Annotated in this window: 18 protein-coding genes; 8 read left to right on the top strand and 10 right to left on the bottom strand. The window is 68.0% G+C overall.

Features of this window, described 5'->3' with window-relative positions; genetic code table 11:
* Window positions 1-148 precede the first annotated feature (148 nt).
* Entirely contained in the window at window positions 149-412 is a 264-nt protein-coding gene (locus tag ABZ552_RS31480) for a twin-arginine translocation signal domain-containing protein (RefSeq protein ID WP_281874148.1), read from the top strand.
* Here ABZ552_RS31480 and ABZ552_RS31475 read toward each other — a convergent pair.
* Window positions 402-1,322: an RNA polymerase sigma-70 factor gene (locus tag ABZ552_RS31475; RefSeq protein ID WP_281874146.1), complete on the bottom strand. Its 921-nt coding sequence runs from the start codon at window positions 1,320-1,322 to the stop codon at window positions 402-404. The genes ABZ552_RS31480 and ABZ552_RS31475 overlap by 11 nt on opposite strands.
* A 168-nt stretch (window positions 1,323-1,490) precedes the next feature.
* Between ABZ552_RS31475 and ABZ552_RS31470 the strand changes: the two genes are divergently transcribed.
* Window positions 1,491-1,976: a carboxymuconolactone decarboxylase family protein gene (locus tag ABZ552_RS31470; protein ID WP_281874144.1), complete on the top strand. Its 486-nt coding sequence runs from the start codon at window positions 1,491-1,493 to the stop codon at window positions 1,974-1,976.
* A gap of 494 nt (window positions 1,977-2,470) precedes the next feature.
* The gene (locus ABZ552_RS31465; RefSeq protein WP_350356414.1) at window positions 2,471-3,178 is read left to right on the top strand and encodes a hypothetical protein; all 708 of its coding nucleotides are present in this window, start codon (window positions 2,471-2,473) and stop codon (window positions 3,176-3,178) included.
* A 194-nt stretch (window positions 3,179-3,372) separates the two neighbouring features.
* Here the strand turns inward: ABZ552_RS31465 and ABZ552_RS31460 are convergent, their stop codons facing one another.
* Window positions 3,373-3,939, bottom strand: a complete 567-nt coding sequence (locus ABZ552_RS31460; RefSeq protein WP_357441535.1) for a hypothetical protein — start codon at window positions 3,937-3,939, stop codon at window positions 3,373-3,375.
* A gap of 208 nt (window positions 3,940-4,147) precedes the next feature.
* Between ABZ552_RS31460 and ABZ552_RS31455 the strand changes: the two genes are divergently transcribed.
* Complete coding sequence (locus ABZ552_RS31455) at window positions 4,148-4,336, top strand: hypothetical protein (RefSeq protein ID WP_281874138.1); 189 nt, start codon at window positions 4,148-4,150, stop codon at window positions 4,334-4,336.
* 38 nt (window positions 4,337-4,374) lie between these two features.
* On the opposite strand, the gene ABZ552_RS31450 is transcribed toward ABZ552_RS31455, so the two are convergent.
* Entirely contained in the window at window positions 4,375-5,046 is a 672-nt protein-coding gene (locus ABZ552_RS31450) for a serine protease (protein WP_281874136.1), read from the bottom strand.
* A gap of 243 nt (window positions 5,047-5,289) precedes the next feature.
* Complete coding sequence (locus ABZ552_RS31445; RefSeq protein ID WP_281874134.1) at window positions 5,290-5,955, bottom strand: PAS and ANTAR domain-containing protein; 666 nt, start codon at window positions 5,953-5,955, stop codon at window positions 5,290-5,292.
* Window positions 5,956-6,301: 346 nt separating this feature from the next.
* Between ABZ552_RS31445 and ABZ552_RS31440 the strand changes: the two genes are divergently transcribed.
* Window positions 6,302-7,081 (top strand): SDR family NAD(P)-dependent oxidoreductase, encoded by a 780-nt coding sequence (locus ABZ552_RS31440; RefSeq protein WP_281874132.1) that lies wholly within the window; start codon window positions 6,302-6,304, stop codon window positions 7,079-7,081.
* A 466-nt stretch (window positions 7,082-7,547) separates the two neighbouring features.
* Here ABZ552_RS31440 and ABZ552_RS31435 read toward each other — a convergent pair whose 3' ends face one another.
* The 5 genes from ABZ552_RS31435 to ABZ552_RS31415 form a co-directional block, all read right to left on the bottom strand.
* Window positions 7,548-7,700, bottom strand: a complete 153-nt coding sequence (locus tag ABZ552_RS31435; RefSeq protein WP_281874130.1) for a hypothetical protein — start codon at window positions 7,698-7,700, stop codon at window positions 7,548-7,550.
* 42 nt (window positions 7,701-7,742) lie between these two features.
* Entirely contained in the window at window positions 7,743-7,934 is a 192-nt protein-coding gene (locus tag ABZ552_RS31430) for a DUF3072 domain-containing protein (protein ID WP_281874128.1), read from the bottom strand.
* Window positions 7,935-8,025: 91 nt separating this feature from the next.
* Window positions 8,026-9,339 carry a solute carrier family 23 protein gene (locus tag ABZ552_RS31425; protein WP_281874126.1) on the bottom strand — a complete coding sequence of 438 codons (1,314 nt, stop codon included), beginning with the start codon at window positions 9,337-9,339 and terminating at the stop codon, window positions 8,026-8,028.
* Window positions 9,340-9,450: 111 nt separating this feature from the next.
* Entirely contained in the window at window positions 9,451-12,249 is a 2,799-nt protein-coding gene (locus ABZ552_RS31420; protein WP_357441605.1) for an aminotransferase class I/II-fold pyridoxal phosphate-dependent enzyme, read from the bottom strand.
* 191 nt (window positions 12,250-12,440) lie between these two features.
* Entirely contained in the window at window positions 12,441-12,893 is a 453-nt protein-coding gene (locus ABZ552_RS31415) for a helix-turn-helix domain-containing protein (protein ID WP_281919026.1), read from the bottom strand.
* A gap of 84 nt (window positions 12,894-12,977) precedes the next feature.
* Between ABZ552_RS31415 and ABZ552_RS31410 the strand changes: the two genes are divergently transcribed.
* A complete protein-coding gene (locus tag ABZ552_RS31410; protein ID WP_357441531.1) occupies window positions 12,978-14,186 on the top strand; it encodes an MFS transporter in 1,209 nt (402 codons plus the stop codon).
* Here ABZ552_RS31410 and ABZ552_RS31405 read toward each other — a convergent pair.
* Window positions 14,144-14,683, bottom strand: a complete 540-nt coding sequence (locus ABZ552_RS31405; RefSeq protein WP_357441529.1) for a helix-turn-helix domain-containing protein — start codon at window positions 14,681-14,683, stop codon at window positions 14,144-14,146. The genes ABZ552_RS31410 and ABZ552_RS31405 overlap by 43 nt on opposite strands.
* Window positions 14,684-14,741: 58 nt before the next feature.
* Here ABZ552_RS31405 and ABZ552_RS31400 point away from each other — a divergent pair, with 58 nt between their 5' ends.
* Both ABZ552_RS31400 and ABZ552_RS31395 read left to right on the top strand, forming a co-directional pair.
* A complete protein-coding gene (locus ABZ552_RS31400; RefSeq protein WP_281919022.1) occupies window positions 14,742-15,386 on the top strand; it encodes a dihydrofolate reductase family protein in 645 nt (214 codons plus the stop codon).
* Between the two features lie 279 nt (window positions 15,387-15,665).
* Window positions 15,666-17,135, top strand: coding sequence for a serine/threonine-protein kinase (locus ABZ552_RS31395; RefSeq protein WP_281874115.1), 1,470 nt, complete (start codon window positions 15,666-15,668; stop codon window positions 17,133-17,135).
* Window positions 17,136-17,140: the final 5 nt, after the last annotated feature.

Genomic DNA, 17,140 nt, shown 5'->3' with positions numbered 1-17,140 from the left:
GCAAGCGGCCTACCCATCACTGCTCTGGCGCCGGACTGTGGTCTTGCACCGGAACTCCCGAGGTTCGTTTCGGCGCAACACTGTTTCGTTGCGCGGACGTAAGGGGCGCGACAAATCCCCGTAGGGGTGTTCGTGGGGGAGCTCGGCGGTGCGGCGTTCCTCGCCTACGGCGGTCTCTGGTGGATGCTGCTCGCGCCGATCATTCCTCGCGGACAGCGCCGCCGCCATCGTGGCCGCGCTGATCGAACAGGAGCCGAGCGCCAAGGGCCGAGAGGCGGCGCTCGGCCTCGTGCGGGCCGCCGAGCGCGGACGGATCGAACGCGCCGCCCTGGCCGCGGTTTTCGGCGAGGGGGACATCGATGACGCCTACCTCCAGCTGATCATGGCTGGTGTGGCCCCGCTCAGCGGCTGAGGACGGTCTCGCGCTGCATCCGGGACAGCTTCTCGGGATTGCGCACGGCGTAGAGGCCGGTGACGAGTCCGTCGTCGATCCGTAGCGCCACCACGGTGTCGATCTCGCCGTCTCGTCGCAGGATCAACGCCGGATAGCCGTTGACCTGCGCAGGCTGCCGCGCCGCCGCCGCGAGCCTGCCCAGCCCGGCAGCCAGCACACGGGCCACCCGATCGGCTCCCACCACGGGCGACAGGGTGGCCTGGACGACGCCGCCGCCGTCACCGAGCAGGACGACGTCCGGCGCGAGGATGTCGAGCAGGTTCTGTAGATCGCCTGTTTCGACCGCGCGCTGGAACGCGGCGAGCGCGTCGCGGGTCTCGGCCGCGGAGACGACCCCGCGCGGCCTGCGGGCGGCGACGTGCGCCCGCGCGCGGTAGGCGAGCTGGCGGACCGCGGCCGGGCTCTTGTCGACGGCTTCGGCGATCTCCTCGTACGCCAGATCGAACACTTCGTGCAGCACGAACACCGCTCGCTCGACCGGCGACAGCGTCTCCAGCACCAGCAGCATCGCCATCGACACACTGTCGGCCAGTTCCACGTCCTCGGCCACGTCGGGCGCGGTGAGCAGCGGCTCGGGCAACCAGGGGCCCACGTAGGACTCCTTGCGCCTGCCGAGCGCGCGCAGCCGGTCGAGCGCCTGGCGAGTGGTGATCCGCACCAGGTAGGCGCGCTGATCCTGGATCGTGCCGAGTTCGACGCCCGCCCACCGCAGCCAGGTCTCCTGGAGCACGTCTTCGGCGTCCGCGGCCGAGCCGAGCATCTCGTAGGCGACGGTGAACAGCAGGTTGCGGTGGGTGACGAACGCGTCGGTCGCCGCGGCGGGGCGGGTGTCGCGATCGCCGCGCGCACTCTGCGATGTATCGGCCATGGGGATGGCTCCTGTTCCCTGTCGACTGTGTCATCCACCAGACGCCGGGCCGCGCCGTCTCGTAACACCGCGGCACGGTGGCGTACGTCACGCCGGTGCGCTGTTATACGGCTGGGGCAGCCTACGTCTGGTGTTCGTTCACGCACCAACGCGAGTGAGGACCACGTCATGGAATCCCGTTTCGATCTCAACAGCAGCGAGCTCGGCGCCAAGGTCGGCAAGCGGTTCGCCGGCACCAGCCTGGCGATCGCGCAGTCGACGCTGCCGAAGGCCACGCTGGAACTGGTGGAGTTGCGCGCCAGCCAGATCAACGGTTGCGGGTGGTGCACCGACGTGCACACCAAGGAGCTGGCGGCCGCCGGTGAATCCGCGGTCCGGATCAACCTGGTCGCCGCGTGGCGCGAGTCCGGGGTGTTCACCGAGGCCGAGCGGGCCGCGCTCGCGCTGGCCGAGGAGGGCACCCGGCTCGCCGACGCCCACCGCGGCGTCTCCGACGAGACCTGGGCGCGGGTGCGCGCGCACTACGACGACGACCAGGTCGCCGCGCTGATCTACCTGGTCGCCATGATCAACGCGGCCAACCGGCTGGGCGTGATCACGCGCATGGCGGGAGGTTCCTACCAGCCCGGCATGTTCGAGGCCATCGCGAACTGACCGGGAGGCGAATCCGGCCGGCATTCGCTCGCTCCATCTACGCCAGTGTGGCATGAACCGCGCGCACCGCCGAGCGGTCACGGATGCCGGGTGGCGAAGACGGGCCGCAACCGCGCGGCCCCGGTGATCCCGGTCGCGCGGTCCATCGCGTTCGTGCGATGCCCGGCCACGGACGAACAGGCCGGTGTCGCGATCGGGCCAACATATCGATCGCGACACCGGTCCTATCGGGTCGGATACGGCACCAGGCGGTTTCATCGGTTCCTCGGCCAACGCTGCTGCGGGACAGGGAGGAGAGCGGGAGATTTCCGCGGCCTCGTGCCCGGACAGGTATAACTGCGCTGCGCGGCAGCGGGTTCCATCGAGGCGGTGTGCACCGTGGTATGACCACGGCGGAGAGGGGAGTTGGGGAGGCGGGCGGCAGTCGGTGCGGTGCGGCCCTACACTCGACGCACACGCATGCTTCGGACGGAGGTGATCGGCGGTTGAATCCCATGGATCCGCGCGACCAGCACACCGCACGTTATGAACCCGGTTATCAGCCGGGGAATTACCGTGATCCGGGATACAACCGCGATCGCGGGTACGAACAAGATTCCGGATACAGCCCGGAACCCGGCTACGGCCAGGATCTCCGATACAGCCAAGATTCCGGATACGGCCACGGCTCGGGGTACGGCCCCGATCACGGATACAGCGCGTACGAGTCCGATCGTCCGGCCCGTCGGTCGCGGCCACAACAGGGTCCGGACGTCAACGTCGGCATGTTCGTCGGCGGTGTGATCGCGGCGGCCGTGGTGACCGCGCTGGCCGCCTGGTTGTGCGCCTGGATCATCGAGATCATCGCCACCCGGGTCACCGAGAGCGGTGAGTTCGGGGTGTGGAGCCCGATGTCCCAGGACGCGTACTGGTTCGCCGTGGTGGCCTTCATCTGCGCACTGCTGGCCGGGGTGCTCTGGTATCTGCTTCGCTTGGGCACTCCGTCACCGGAACTGTTCTTCGGCTGGATCGTCGGAATCCTCACCGCCGCGGCGGTGATCATCCCACTGGCGCTGTCCAGCCACCTGTGGGTGGGTATCTCCACCGGCATCGAACATCTGGTGATCGGTCTCCCCATCTTCAGCCTCGTACGCATGGTGGGCGCCAAGAGCACCGTGTCTGCGGTAGAGCACGGTCGGCCGGGTAGCAGTCGCGGGGCGTGACGGCCGTCGGCAAGTCGGCCGCCGCACCCCGATGCGTCAGGACGCTGTCGTCATGGCGGGAGGGTCGCTCGGTGGTGCCTGCGGCGCGGCCGAGGCGGCGAGCAGGGGCCGGTGACGATTTCGCGTAGTGCGAGGCCGGGCGGATGGTGACCGCCCGGCCGTGTGGATTTCCTCGATTCGGTTCTTCCGATGGATCAGAACGGCGTGAAGAAGAAGCCGAACCACGCACCGACTGCGGCGCCGACCGCGCAACCGATGACGGCGCCGACGACGAAGAACCAGATTCCGATGGCGATGCCGATCGCGCAGCCGATCGCCGCACCGATCACCGCGCCGCCGAACAGGGCGTCGTGCATCAGGCCCTGCACCTCGGGTGTGACCGCGGCGGGCGACGGCACGCCGGCCGCCGGTGTCAACGTCAACGTCCTACCCGACTGGTCGAGCGCGGGTGTGACGCTGAAGTTCTGCCCGGTCTCCATACGCAGTGTCGTCGGTATCGTGCCGACGATCGCGCCGTTGTCGGCGATCACGTTGACCGCGTCCGGCGTCACCTCGAACTTCCCCGAGGCCAGATCGACGGTAGCGGTACGGTGATCCGCCGCCAGCGTCGTCGTGTAGGAGATAGGACCATCCACCCCGTTCATCGTGAGGTCTGCCAGGGTGCCCTCACCATGCGCTGTGGCCATTGCTATTCCTGTCGACGCTACGGCCAACAGGGCGGTCGCCACTAATTTCTTGATAATCATTGGGCGTCCAATCATGGGACCTGTGTGGATTCCCCCCGGGCGGGCATCGTCGACCGTCAGCTATGATCTTTCTCCCTCAACCATTCGGTTGTCGATAGGTATCCACTATGAGGCATTTCCATACCGGAAGTCGGAAATTGTCTCGGCCGCTCGACGGAATACAAGAGGGCACGGATCGGCGCGTTGCGGCGGTTTTATCGAGGGGCGCTGGTAAAACCCGTTCATGACTCGGCAGACACCGACAATTAGGCACGCGCGCCTGGCATTGGAGCAGGTGGCCGCTGAACTCGACCAGACGGCTTATCGTGGCGGCTATCTCACCTCGGAGCGCATGCGATTTCTGGCGACGAAGGTCCGCGACGCGTCTCAGGTGTACGACAACGCCGTCGAAGCGGTCGCACCGGCGGACTGACGGCTGCGCGGTACGCCTATCCGGCCTGCGGGCAGCACTCAGATCGGCCGGAATCCGGCGCCGACGCCATCGCGGGAGTCGATGTCGGCGAGGATGGCGTTGATGTCGGTGCCCACCTCGGGGCCGAGGCACCCCATGCCCAAGTAGGCGTTGACCATGCCGACCAGGGTGGAACCCAGCACCACCGGCGCGCCGGAATCGCCTTTGAGCACGCACATCTGGGTCCAGGTGTCGCTGCTGTCGCCCATCATGTCGCCCCAGGCGACACCGCAGGTCCGGCCGGTGGTCCGGCCTTTCTTGCACACGATGTCGGGAAATTGCGCGGGACCGCCGAGGCCGTCGATGAAGAACCCTCCGACCTCCCGGGTAGGAGCGACCCGTGCGGCATCGAATTCGATGACTCCGTAGTCCAATTCCTGATCGGCGTAGACGAATCGCCCCAGCACCCCGTAGCTCGGGTAGGTCACCGACGTGACGTGCGCCCCCGGCTCGCCGCAATGGCCGGCCGTCAATCCCACCAACCTGTCCGCCGCGTCGTAACCGATGGTGGTGAGCGTGCATTCGGCTCGGTCATCGATCGCGATACCCGAACCACCGCCCATCGGCGGCGGCGGTAACTGCGGAACACCGGCCGCCGTGCCTGCGCCGGCCGAGATCGGGCCGCACGCGAGTGCCGCCGCGGCGACGACCTTGATCAGCGAACGAGTCATTGTTCCTCCCACCGGACCGAACGTGCCTTCGGCGACCTGCACCGCAGCGTCTGCCACTGCGGGCTACCCACGCCGGCGAGACGGAAACGGAACGCCGCTCCCAGCGCGGTCCGCCGCGATGAAGCGCGCCGCTGGACCAGCAGCAGCGCGCACCGACCTGCTCGCATCGCGAAGCCGGTGAGCCGGGCTTTCCGAAGTCGGCGAGCCTGCCGCGGCGGCGCCGAAGCCGGCGGCGGGCGATAGTCAGTCGGGGTATTCGTGGATGGTCAGCAGGAGATGATCCAGCCTGGTCCGTTGCTCGACGGGACCGCCACCGGCCGCCGCGGCGACGGTGACCAATTTGGCCGCCAGCACCCGCAATTTGGTGTTCGTCTCCTGGGACCGCCACCGCAACACTTGGAAGGCTTGCTCGGCGGTCAGGCCGTAGGCCAGCATCAGCATCCCTTTGGCTTGTTCGATCGCCGCGCGGGCCTCGACCACTTCCGGCAGCGCCTCGTCGAGGACTTCACGCCGTTGCTGGTCGACGGTGGCGGTCAGATCGATGAAGTAGCCCGAGGTGCCCACGACCGCGCCGGTGCCGTCGAAGATGTGGTCGGCGACCACGAGCACGTGCCGGACGTTGCCCGCGGTGTCGATGATGCGGTGGCGGCTGCAGAACGCGCCGTGGTCACGGACCGCAGTGGCGAGGGCGTCGGCGACGGCGGCGCGGTCGGCGGGGTGTTTGTGCGACAGCACCAGGTCGGTGGTCGGCTGGACCTGGCCGGGGAGGTAGCCGTACAGTGCGGCCACCTCGTCGGACCATTCCCAGCGCTGGTCGTCGAACCAGAACCGGAAGCTGCCGACCCGGTCGGGACGTTCGTCCTCCGGCCCGGTGCTGTCCGCGGCGTCCCGCCGATCGGCGTGGCTCACCTGTCTCATCATGCTCCCTCACGTCGGCGCCGGAGGTCACAATGGATCGAGCGCCGCGACGACCCGAGCGCGGTCGGCGCCGAGGGCGCGCGGGCTTCGACCGCGATCAGCCCGGCCTTCCTCGTCCGTCCCCACCACGGGTCTGCCCGAGCCTTCCGCCGCCCGGCCGTCGACCTGTGCACGTCTTCGCGAGCCGAATCGGGGCGCACCGTTGCGGCGCGGATTCTCGACGCACGGTGGCGCGGCGCCTGGCGCCCGCGGACCTCTCCCGACGCGCCCACGGCAGGCGCAGCGGCGCCGACCGGCCGCCGCGGAACGCGGTCGTTCACCGTTGATCGACCAGCGGATGAGCGAGCTGCCGGTCGCGCACACCGAGGCGAAGGTCGACGCCCGATCGCGTGGACGATTGAGCGGCCACGCCGCGGGCATGACGGTCGACATGGACACGAATCAACCGAAGGCGGAGCGCACGGTGAACGGACCGGTGTTCGTCGTCGGGGCGGGTCCGGGGATCGGCGCGGCGGTCGCGCGACGCTTCGCCCGCGAAGGACACCCCATCGGACTGGTCGCCCGCACCCGCTCCCGGATCGACGCCGTCGCCGACGAACTGCGCGGCGACGGGCGCCACATCCTCACCGCGACCGGCGATATCACCGAGATCGACGACATCACCCGTGCCCTGGACGATCTCATCGCCACCCTCGGCGCCCCCGAGGTCGTCTGTTTCAGCCCGCTGCCGGACATCGGACTGATCCGCCCGGTGCTCGAGACCTCTCCCATCGACGTCCGAGACGCGCTGGCCCTCACCGTGGTCGGCGCCGCCGCGGTGGTTCGGTCGGTGTCGGCGGGAATGCTCGAACGTGGTTGCGGCACATTGCTCTTCACCACGGGCGGAGCCGCGGTGAACCCCAGTCCGGAACGAGCGGTGAGCGCACTCGCCTACGCCGGTCTCGGCGCCTACGTCGATCTGCTCGCCCGGACCCTGCCCGAGCGCGGCATCCACGTCGCCCGCGTGACCATCGTCGGCCCCGTCGGCTCCGGCCTGACCCACGAACCCGACGACATTGCCGAACACCTCTGGCAGCAACACTCTTCGCCGGGCGAAGCGGTGACCGTGCTGACCTGATCGACCGTTCCCGTCCGAACGCCATGTCGGTGAGCGTGTCAGACCGGTATCAGCGAGGCTCGGCGACAGTATTGCTGTGAACAGCAGAGCAATTGCGGAAGTGTTCCGCGATGGGCAGGCCGAGCCGGCTCAGCCGACGGACTGAACACCCCGGCATGCTCGCAAACATCTCCGATCATCTGGAAGGAAGGCGCTTGTCCATGTGCATCGAGGACACCTATCCATTGCGGCGATACAACGCGATCGCCGCGGTGTTGTCTCCCACTACGTGGTGACCTTCGGTAGCACGCCCGTCCGGAAGGAATTGGGCCGTGCCCTGCCGCACCCGCTTCCACGCCTCTTCCTCGGACATGAATTTGCCGAGTTCGCGTGCGCTCGTGGCCTCGCGGACGCGGGCCCGCCATGAGACCGCACCGTGGTATCGGGCGCTCCAGCACTATCTCGGAGCAGTGTCCCGGCGCATGCCCTACGTATCGGGGTCTTCATGCTGGTCGTCTCCGGGACCTGGGCCCGCCAAGTCGCCGGAAGCCTTGGACCCGCCCTCGAGGAGGTCCTTTTCCCGATCGTCAGAGGTTTCGTGCGCGCCTTCGTCGTGCGCGGCGTCGTACGGATGGTTCATCAGTCTTCTCCTCGGAGACGTAGGGCGCTGCGACCGAGCCGGTCAGGCGCCGCGGCCGGTGCGCTGCTGAAGCTCGTCGATCAGCTGCGACGCCTCCGCCTTGGTCAACTCCTCCGGCACCTCCGCACCCGCCTCCTGGGCCAGGGTGTGCAGATAGGACTCCTGCGGGCCGGTCATCGGCTCCTCGCCGGTGGTCCACTGATCCGGATCCTTCTCCGGCTTCGGCTGCACCATAGCCACTCCTCACATCGACAGAACAGGTGTTCGACTCCTGCCTACCCGGACAGGCGATCGTCAATCACCGATGTGATGATCCGGCGAAGGGTCACCGATCCGTCGACTTCTCCGGCTCGCGCACCGCATCCGCGCGGTGGGCTCCGACCGTTCCGCGCCATCCCCCGATCAGCCGCATCGCGTGGTAGATCGCCAGTGCGGCGACGGCGCCGAGGGCGATGCCGCCGAAGTCGAGGTCGCCGATCACCCAGGTGAAGTCGGCGATGCCGATAACCAGCGGGATCGCGGCGGTGAACTGGTTGATCGGCTTGCCGAAGTCCACCTGGTTGCTCACCCAGATGTGCACGCCGAGGATCCCGACCAGGCCGTAGAGCGCGGTCGTCACACCACCGAGCACCCCGGGCGGGATGGCGGCGATCACCGCTCCCACCTTCGGTGACAGGCTGAGCGCGATCGCCGCGGCACCGGCTACCCAGTAGGCGGCGGTCGAGTAGACCTTCGTCGCGGCCATCACGCCGATGTTCTCCGCGTATGTGGTGGTCGCCGAGCCGCCGCCACTGCCTGCCAGCACCGTCGCCACGCCGTCTGCCGCCAGCGCGCGGCCCATACGCCGGTCGTAGTCGATGCCGGTCATCGTCGTGATCGACTTGACGTGGCCGATGTTCTCCACCACGAGCACCAGCACCACCGGCAGGAACATCGGGAGCACCGAGAGGTGGAAGCTCGGCGCGTGGAAGTCGGGCAGCCCTACCCAGGAGGCGTCCCCGATCGCCGTGGTGTCGACCGCACCGCGCGCGAGCGCGAGCAGATAGCCGAGCACGACACTGGCGACGATCGCCAGCCGGCCCAGCAAACCGCGAAAGAGCACGAGGCACAGGATCAGCAGGATGAGCACGACTGTCGCCGTGACCGCGTCCTTCTCGAAGTTGGTCTTGGCGGTCGGAGCCAGGTTCAGGCCGATGAGGGCGACGATGGTGCCGGTGACCACCGGCGGCATCAGCGCCTCGATCCAATGGGTGCCTGCGAAGTGCACCACCACGCCGATGACGATCAGCAGGACGCCCACGACGACGATCCCGCCGAGCGCCGCACCCATTCCGTGCGAGGCGGTCGCCGCGAGGACCGGAGCGATGATCGCGAAACTCGAACCCAGATAGCTCGGCAGCCGGTTACGGGTGATCACCAGGAACAGCAGGGTGCCGACCCCGGAGAAGAGCAACGTCGCCGACGGTGGGAACCCGGTGAGGACCGGCACGAGGAAGGTGGCGCCGAACATCGCCACCACATGCTGCAACCCGATCCCGATCGTGCGCGGCCAGGTCAATCGCTCGCCGGGGGCGATCACGCCGCCGGTGCCGACCTCGGTCCAGCGGAACATCGATCCTGTTCGCGATTCGGGTGTCATGGGAGCAGTGTGCGGGATCTTCGATCGTTGCGCCGGGTTCGCCCACCATGGCTGCCGGGCGCGATCGATCCGTCTACCTCCGATTTCCGAGCGGAGAACCTGCCGGACAGCTCACGTGATCCCGACCCGGCGATGATTCACGGCAGCTGGAGCTGCCTCCGGCGGACCGGCCGCGGTAGTCGCATGCCGAGCCGCGGTCAGCCGCGTGAGCGCGGCCTCGGTGAAGACCGACAACCCGAGGTCGGGGTTGTATCCGTGAATCTCCTTGACGTCGAGTTCGGCCAGGAAATACAAGATCTCCGTCGAGATCACCTGTCCAGGGACCAGCACGGGGAAGCCGGGCGGATAGGGGACGACGAAGGTGGCGGACACCAGCGGTATCCCCTTGGCGAGCCGTCGCCCGGCGTCGCCGAGCAGGACATGCTCGCGGTCCGACTCCTCGTACCCGGCGTAGAAGGCCGATCGCATGTCGCCGAACGAGCTGGCCCCGTCGGGACGAAACGCGCTGTCGAACTCGCTGAAATCGGGGAGTGCGGGCAGTTCCTTGGTGATCTCGTCGATCCGGCGCTGTTGCAGCGCTCGATCGGCTCGACCGGCCGCGCTCCGGCTGGTCTCGAAGTCGGCAGCCACCCGACGCAGCACGTCGAGCAGGTAGTGCACGCTCGACCAGGTGACGCCGATGGTGAAGATCAACAGCACGCTGTTGATCGAGGTCTTGTTGATCTGGATGCCGAAGCGGTCCATCAGGATCTTCTCGCGGAAGTCGAACCCGTTCATGCCGGTGGCGCCGATGAACAAGGTGACCCGGGTCGGGTCGAGCACGAACTGATCGGACCGCCACGCCTCGTTCCACTCGGCCAGGCCACCGTGCCTGACCTGCCGGTACGAGCGGACTTCCGAGGGCCGGAATTCGTCGGGCACCAGGTCGTCCTCGTCGAGGATGCGGAACCACTTGCCGATCAACCGGTCTTTGCGGACGCGATGACGGAATACCAGCGCCATGTCGTAGGCGTGCCGGACCAGCTGGAAGCCCTCGATGTCGACCTGCCTGCGGGCCAAGTCCAACGACGCCAGGAGTTGCTGGTTCGGCGACGTCGAGGTGTGGGTGAGAAACGCCTCGGCGAATGCCTCGCGGGCGAGCGCTGTGAAATCCTGGTCGCGGACATGGATCATCGACGCCTGCCGCAGCGCGGAAAGCGACTTGTGGGTGGAATGCGTGGCGTACACGCGGACGCGCGCACGCTCGGGGTCGGGAAGCAGCCGGCGATTGCTCCACTCGGCACGGTCGACCCCGTGCATCGACGCACGCCACCGGCGGTATTCCTCGGCGTATCCCGGCGACGACAACGTCGATTCGAGTTGCTCGGCGGCAACCATCGCGGTGCGCTGTCGTGCCCACGGCACCGCCGTCGCGAACGCGTACCACGCCTCGTCCCAGAGGAAGCAGATGTCCGGCTTGATCGCCAGGACCTCCTCCATCACGCGCCGGGGGTTGTAGACGATGCCGTCGAACGTGCAGTTGGTCAGCAGAAGCATGCGCACCCGGTCCAGTTGACCGGCCGCCTCGAGATCCAGCAGCGCCTTCTTGATCGTGTGCAGCGACACGGCGCCGTAGATCGCGAACTGTTCGAGCGGGTAGGCGTCCAGGTACATCGGGTACGCCCCGGCGAGCACCAAGCCGTAGTGGTGCGACTTATGGCAATTGCGGTCGATCAGCACGATGTCGCCGGGCCGGGTCAGGGCTTGCACGACGATCTTGTTCGCGGTGGACGTCCCGTTGGTCACGAAGTACGTCCGGTCGGCACACCACGTCTCGGCGGCCTTGTCCATCGCCACCCTGATCGTGCCGTGCGGGTCCAGCAAGGAGTCCAGCCCGCCGGAGGTGGACGACGTCTCGGCCATGAAGATGTTGCGGCCGTAGAACTCACCCATGTCCTGTAGCGACTTGGAGTTGAAGATGCTCGCGCCACGCGCGACGGGAAGGGCGTGGAACTGACCGACCGGCGCGGCCGCATAGGCCCGCAGGGCGTCGAAAAATGGTGTGGCGTACCGGCTACGGATGCCCGCGAGCACCGTGCTGTGCAGGTCGGTGACATCGTTCAGCCGGTAGAACGTGCGATCGTAGACGTCCGGCTCGGCTTCGGTCTCCGCGGCGATCGACTCGTCGGTGAGCAGATACAGGTCGATATGCGGTCGCAACTTCCGGATCCACTCGCCACATTCGACCCAGTCGGGGGCGCGGTCGGTCACGACCACGCCGTCGTTGGCGCCGAGCAACGTGGTCATCAACGGCAGCCGGTCGCGGGAACGAAGCGGTAGGTCGTGCCGGATGATCGCCGCCTGGATCTCGCCGTTCAACGCGACAGCGGTGATGGCGTCCTCGATGCTCGCCACGACGAGCAGTTCGAACTGCACATCGTCCGACGATTCGCGAAGCGCCCGCAGGCTCTCCGCCAGGCCCTCGGGCGCCTCGGGCGGGGAATCGTCGCCGAGCAGGACGGTGTAGAACTGCTGCTGCTTGGCCCGGGCCACGAGTTCCTGCTCGGCCAGCGGTGCGGATGTGTCGAACAAGGCCGCGCGGTCGCCGTACTCGGAGAGCAGGCGCACGGCCAGCGACACTTCCTCGGCGAGCCGCACCGTCGCCAGATCGGCGAGATATCCGCGAAACGCCGCCAGCCGCGCCGGGCCCGGGTACAGCCAGTACCGCTCGTAGGCGCCGAGACGATCGAGGAGGCGCCGCACCCGGGCGGCTTCGTGGGTGGTGTCCAGCCCGGCGCTGTTGACATCGGCGAGCCGGCGGCACGCGTCGTCGAGCAGATTCCACGTGTCGATCCGCGAGTACGACGGGTTCGCTACCGCCGCCAGCGCGGAAACAGAAAGCCCTTTCGGGCGTTCGCCGTCTCGATGCATGTCGTCAGTCACGCCCCTCGGTCGGTGGGCGAAGTGATCAGTCGACCAGGACAGAGCACCCTCGAACATTCATCCCTGCAGTCATTGTGCTCCGCCCTAGATCGAATTCCTAGGCGCAGGCAGTCGCGGCGGGTGGACGGAAGTCGCAGCACTGATCGCACAAGCCCGCCGACCCGCTGCTGCGACATGGTTCAGCCGACCTTGTGGACTCGGGCCGTCGCCGCTGTGACGGGCTCTCCGGCCGGGGTTGCGGGGCGCAGTTCGGCGATGGGGCTGCCGTCGAGGCCCAACAGTGTCGAATGCGGCTCGTCGTCGGTGAAAGCGTGGCGTTCTCCCCATTGCCGCAGCGCGACGATGGTGGTGAAGAGATCCTGTCCGGCCTCGGTGAGTTCATAGACGCGGCGCTTGCCACCGGGAGCCGGGTTGACGGTGAGGATGCCGTGGTCGACGAGGCGGCGGAGACGGTCGGCGAGGATGTTCCGCGCGATCCCGAGGCGTTGCCGGAACTCGGTGAACGTAGCCGCGCCGTCCATGGCGTCGCGCACGATCAGCAGGCTCCACCGATCGCCGACCAGGTCGATCGTTCGAGCCACGGGGCAGGTGGGATCGGTCCACTCGCGGGGCGAACCGTGTGTGGGCGGCACAGCACTCCTCTCCATCGGTTGCAAATCGAAACCATTATGCCTACGGTCGAATGGTTTCATTCTGCTACCAAATCAGGAGGCGCGGTGTCGACGGGAGTGACCCGATCCCAGCGATTGATCCTGGCGCTGGTGTGCGCCGTGGCGGTGTCGACGGTTTACGCGGTCCAGCCGGTAGTGGCGGCGGCGGGGCGCGATCTGGGACTGCGGCCGGAGTCGCTGGGCCGCCTGGTCGCCGCCGGACAGATCGGCTACTTCGCCGGCCTGGTCGTGCTGGTTCCGCTCGGTGACGTGCTGAACCGCCGACGGCTCATCACCGCGCATCTGGCGCTCACCGCGATGGGGGCCGCGATGGCGGCCGCCGCACCCAACGGCATCCTCGTCATGGCTGGACTGACCATCGCGGGAATGTTCGCGGTCGTGGTACAGGTCACGGTCGCCTACGTCGCCGCCGTCTCCGAACCGAGCGAGCGTGGCCGCAACATCGGCGCCGTCACCTCGGGTGTGGTGATCGGCATTCTCGGTGTCCGAGTCCTCGCGGGCGCGCTGGGCGACACGGTCGGCTGGCGTGCGGTCTACGCACTGCTCGCCGTCCTCTGCGCGGCGCTGGCCATCCTCGCCCGAGCGAGGCTGCACCCGGACGTGAGGGCGACCGGCGCGCGATACACGCAGGTGCTGGCGTCGATGGGGCGGCTCGTGCGCACCGATCGACTGTTCCTGAGCCGGGGCCTGGTCGCGTTGTTCCTGTTCGCCTCCTTCGGCACCCTCTGGAGCGGGCTCGCGCTGCCGCTCAGCGCCCAGCCCTGGAACCTGGGCACCACCGAGATCGGCCTGTTCGGGTTGGCCGGCTTGGCCGGAGCACTCGGCGCCGCCCGCGCGGGACGATGGGCCGACACCGGTCACGCCCAGGCGATCACCGGTTGGTCGCTGGCAGTGCTCATCGGCTCCTGGGCGCTCATCGCCCAGGGGCGGTCGTGCCTGGGGGTACTCGTGGCGGGCATCGTCCTGCTCGACTTTGCCGTCCAAGCCGTGCACGTGAGCAGTCAGCACCTGCTCACCGCCGCGCATCCGAATCGCGCAGGCAGCGTCATCGGCGTCTACATGGCCTTCTACTCCCTCGGATCCGCCCTCGGAGCAGTCGCGACCACGTGGGCATACGGTGCAGGCGGGTGGCGGGCGTCCTGCGGGGTCGGCGCTCTCTTCGCGCTGTCCGCGCTGGTTGCCTGGGGACTGGACCGGCTCGGCAGGCGGATCTATCCAGCCGTTTCGTGTTCCGCCCCGGCTGCCGCCTCCTGATAGGCGGCGGTCAGTTCCGCAAGCACGCCATCGGTGGGTATCGGCGCTCCGGCCAGGTGGGTGGCGCGGAGTTCGGCCATGAATCGCTCCCAGACCGGGGGACCGCCGGCGGCCAGCAGTTCGGCTCGCACAGTCAGCTCTGGCGCCGTGTTCAACCAGTTTGCGCCCCACGCGCCGAGCTGGGCCATGACGGGGACGAGCTGGATCGCCGCCTCGGTGAGATGGTATTCGACCTTCTGGCGGTGGCTCGGGTCGTCGTCGCGGGTGAGCAGACCGGCGTCGACGAGTTTCGCGAGGCGATTGGCCAGGATGTTCGACGCGATGCCCTCGAGGGACGCGGCGAGCAGTTCGCGGAAGTGGGTGTAGCCGCCGAACATGATGTCGCGCAGGACGATCAAGCTCCAGCGGTCGCCGAGCAGCTCGATCGTCATATTGATCGGGCAGCCCGATTTCCCGGGAGGTACCGGCAGCTTGTCATGAGCAACTGGTTGCACCATGGGATCAGTGTAGGTAAGTTCCTTACCGATTGCATATTGCAACCAGAAAGGGTTCCCGATGGCACAGTTGGTCCGCGTTCAGAACTTCAATGTGTCCAGCGACGGATACGGTTCCGGGGAAGGGCAAAGCTTCGAGCGTCCCTTCGGCCACGCCGATCCGAGCGCGCTCTTCTTCTGGACGGGCGCCACCGCGCACTGGCCCACCCGGACCGAGCCGGGGGGAACCTACGGCCTGGACGACTACTGCACTCGCGACTTCACCAACAACATCGGCGCCGAGATCATGGGACGCAACAAGTTCGGTCCGCAGCGGGGGCCGTGGGAGAACTACGAATGGCAGGGCTGGTGGGGAGACGAACCCCCGTTCCGCACACCCGTTTTCGTCCTGACCCACCACGTGCGTCCCTCGTTCACGCTGGGAGAAACCACGTTTCATTTTCTCGACGCGACGCCCGAAGTGGCGCTGACGCGGGCATTCGATGCCGCCGAGGGCAAGGACGTGCGCATCGGCGGCGGTGTCGCCACAGTCCGGGAATTCCTCGAGGCCGATCTGATCGATACGATGCATATCGCCGTCGCGCCGGCCGAACTCGGTCGCGGCGAGCGGTTGTGGGAGAGCCCCGATGAACTCGTCGACCGTTTTCACCTGGAGCGGATCCCGAGCCCCAGTGGGGTGGTGCACCACTTCTTCTGGCGACGGTGACGTGGTGATGCCGGCGCGGCAGCAGCCGAGCCGGTGCCACACCGAGCGCAACGTCCGTAGCGGGGTCCGCGCCGAGCGACGGCCTCGTCCGCAGCTGCGCCGCGGCGATCGTCACGGCTTCCGCCACTGTGCCGGGCCTCAGCCGAACGCGCGCATTCACCTCGGCCTGCGCGTCGAAGTCGCCGAGTGCGGGCAGTGGGACCGGAAGCACCTGGGCAACAGGGGATCTGAGCGTTATAGTCGGCCCATTCGTGGGCACGGTGCGGGAGGGGATCGTTGGTGGACGTTGTCGACGGCGCGGTGTTCGCCGGGTATCGGATCGAACGCCGCCTCGGCGCGGGCGGCATGGGCACCGTCTTCCTCGTCCAGCACCCCCGGCTGCCGCGCAGGGACGCGTTGAAGATTCTGGCCGATTCGCACCTGGACGATCCGGAGTTCCGCGCTCGCTTCCTGCGCGAGGCCGAAATCGCGGCCCGGTTGCAGCATCCCAATCTGGTGGCGGTGCGCGACCGCGGCGAACAGGACGGTCGGCTGTGGATCACGATGCAGTACGTCGACGGCGTGGACGTCGCGGAGCTGATCCGGCGCGGCCAGGCGGGTCTGGACCCGGCGCGCGCCGTTCGCATCGTCACCGAGGCGGCCCGCGGGCTCGACGAAATCCACCGCGCCGGGTTGCTGCATCGTGACGTGAAACCGGCGAACATCTTGGTCGCCCCCCAGCCCGACGGCTCGGATCGCGTGCTCGTCACGGACTTCGGCATCGCCCGTCCCGCCGACGACTCACCAACCCTCGCCGTCGGCGGCATGACGGCCAGCCTCGCCTACGCGGCCCCGGAACAGATCAGCGGAGACCGCGCCGACCGGCGTGGCGACGTGTACTCCCTGGGGTGCACGCTCTATCAGATGCTCACCGGGTCGGTGCCGTTCCCCAGGGACAGTCCGGGTTCGGTCATGTACGCCCATCTGAACGAGCCGCCGCCCCGCCCTTCGCTCGGGAAGCCGGGGCTGCCGGCTGCGTTCGACGCGGTGGTGGCCAAGGCGATGGCCAAGAATCCCGGCGATCGGTTCGGGAGCTGCGGGGAGTTGGCGCGCGCGGCCGAGGCGGCCCTGACGGGCGAGATACCGGGGGTCGCCGCGGCGAGCACGGGGCATCCCCGTGGGCGGCGACTCCTCGCGATCGTCGCCGCGGCCGCGGTGGTGGTGTCGGTCGCGATATCCGTGTGGGCGTTGGCGCGTCCCGACGAATCAGCGGCTCGCCGGGTTCCGCGCTCGACCAGTCCGGTGCCGGCGGTGTCGAGCGCTTGGGGGGCTTATGCCTATATGGCGGAGGCTTTTCCACAGTTACTGCCGTTCTCGCCGGACGGGGTCGGTTATCAGGAGGCCGCGTTCTGCCGGGCGGTGGACGAAAACGGCAGGCAGATCGCCTTCGCGACCGAGGTCCCCGTCGGGGCACTGCGGTGCAACGGTGACCGAGACCCCACGGTTCTGCTCGAGGTCTTCTGCAACGCGGATCGCTCGGCGATGGTTCAGATCCCCCGTGACCGGACCGAGGGGGTGGAGCAGTGGAGCCGTGCATCCGGCGCCGGAAGTCTGCACTGGAGCAATTACACGACGGTGCTCGGGGAAGTCTCGGGTCGGCTCGACGTGTACTTCGACGCTCCGAACCGGAAATTCTGCAGACTGCAAGTGGTCGGTGGCGATTCCGGCGCCGAAATGCGCGCTCGGTGGTGGGCCGATGCGCCACTGTGACAAGG

This window comes from Nocardia sp. NPDC019219, assembly GCF_040632645.1.
GTDB lineage: Bacteria > Actinomycetota > Actinomycetes > Mycobacteriales > Mycobacteriaceae > Nocardia > Nocardia sputorum.
This window is presented reverse-complemented; position numbering and strand designations above follow the sequence as displayed.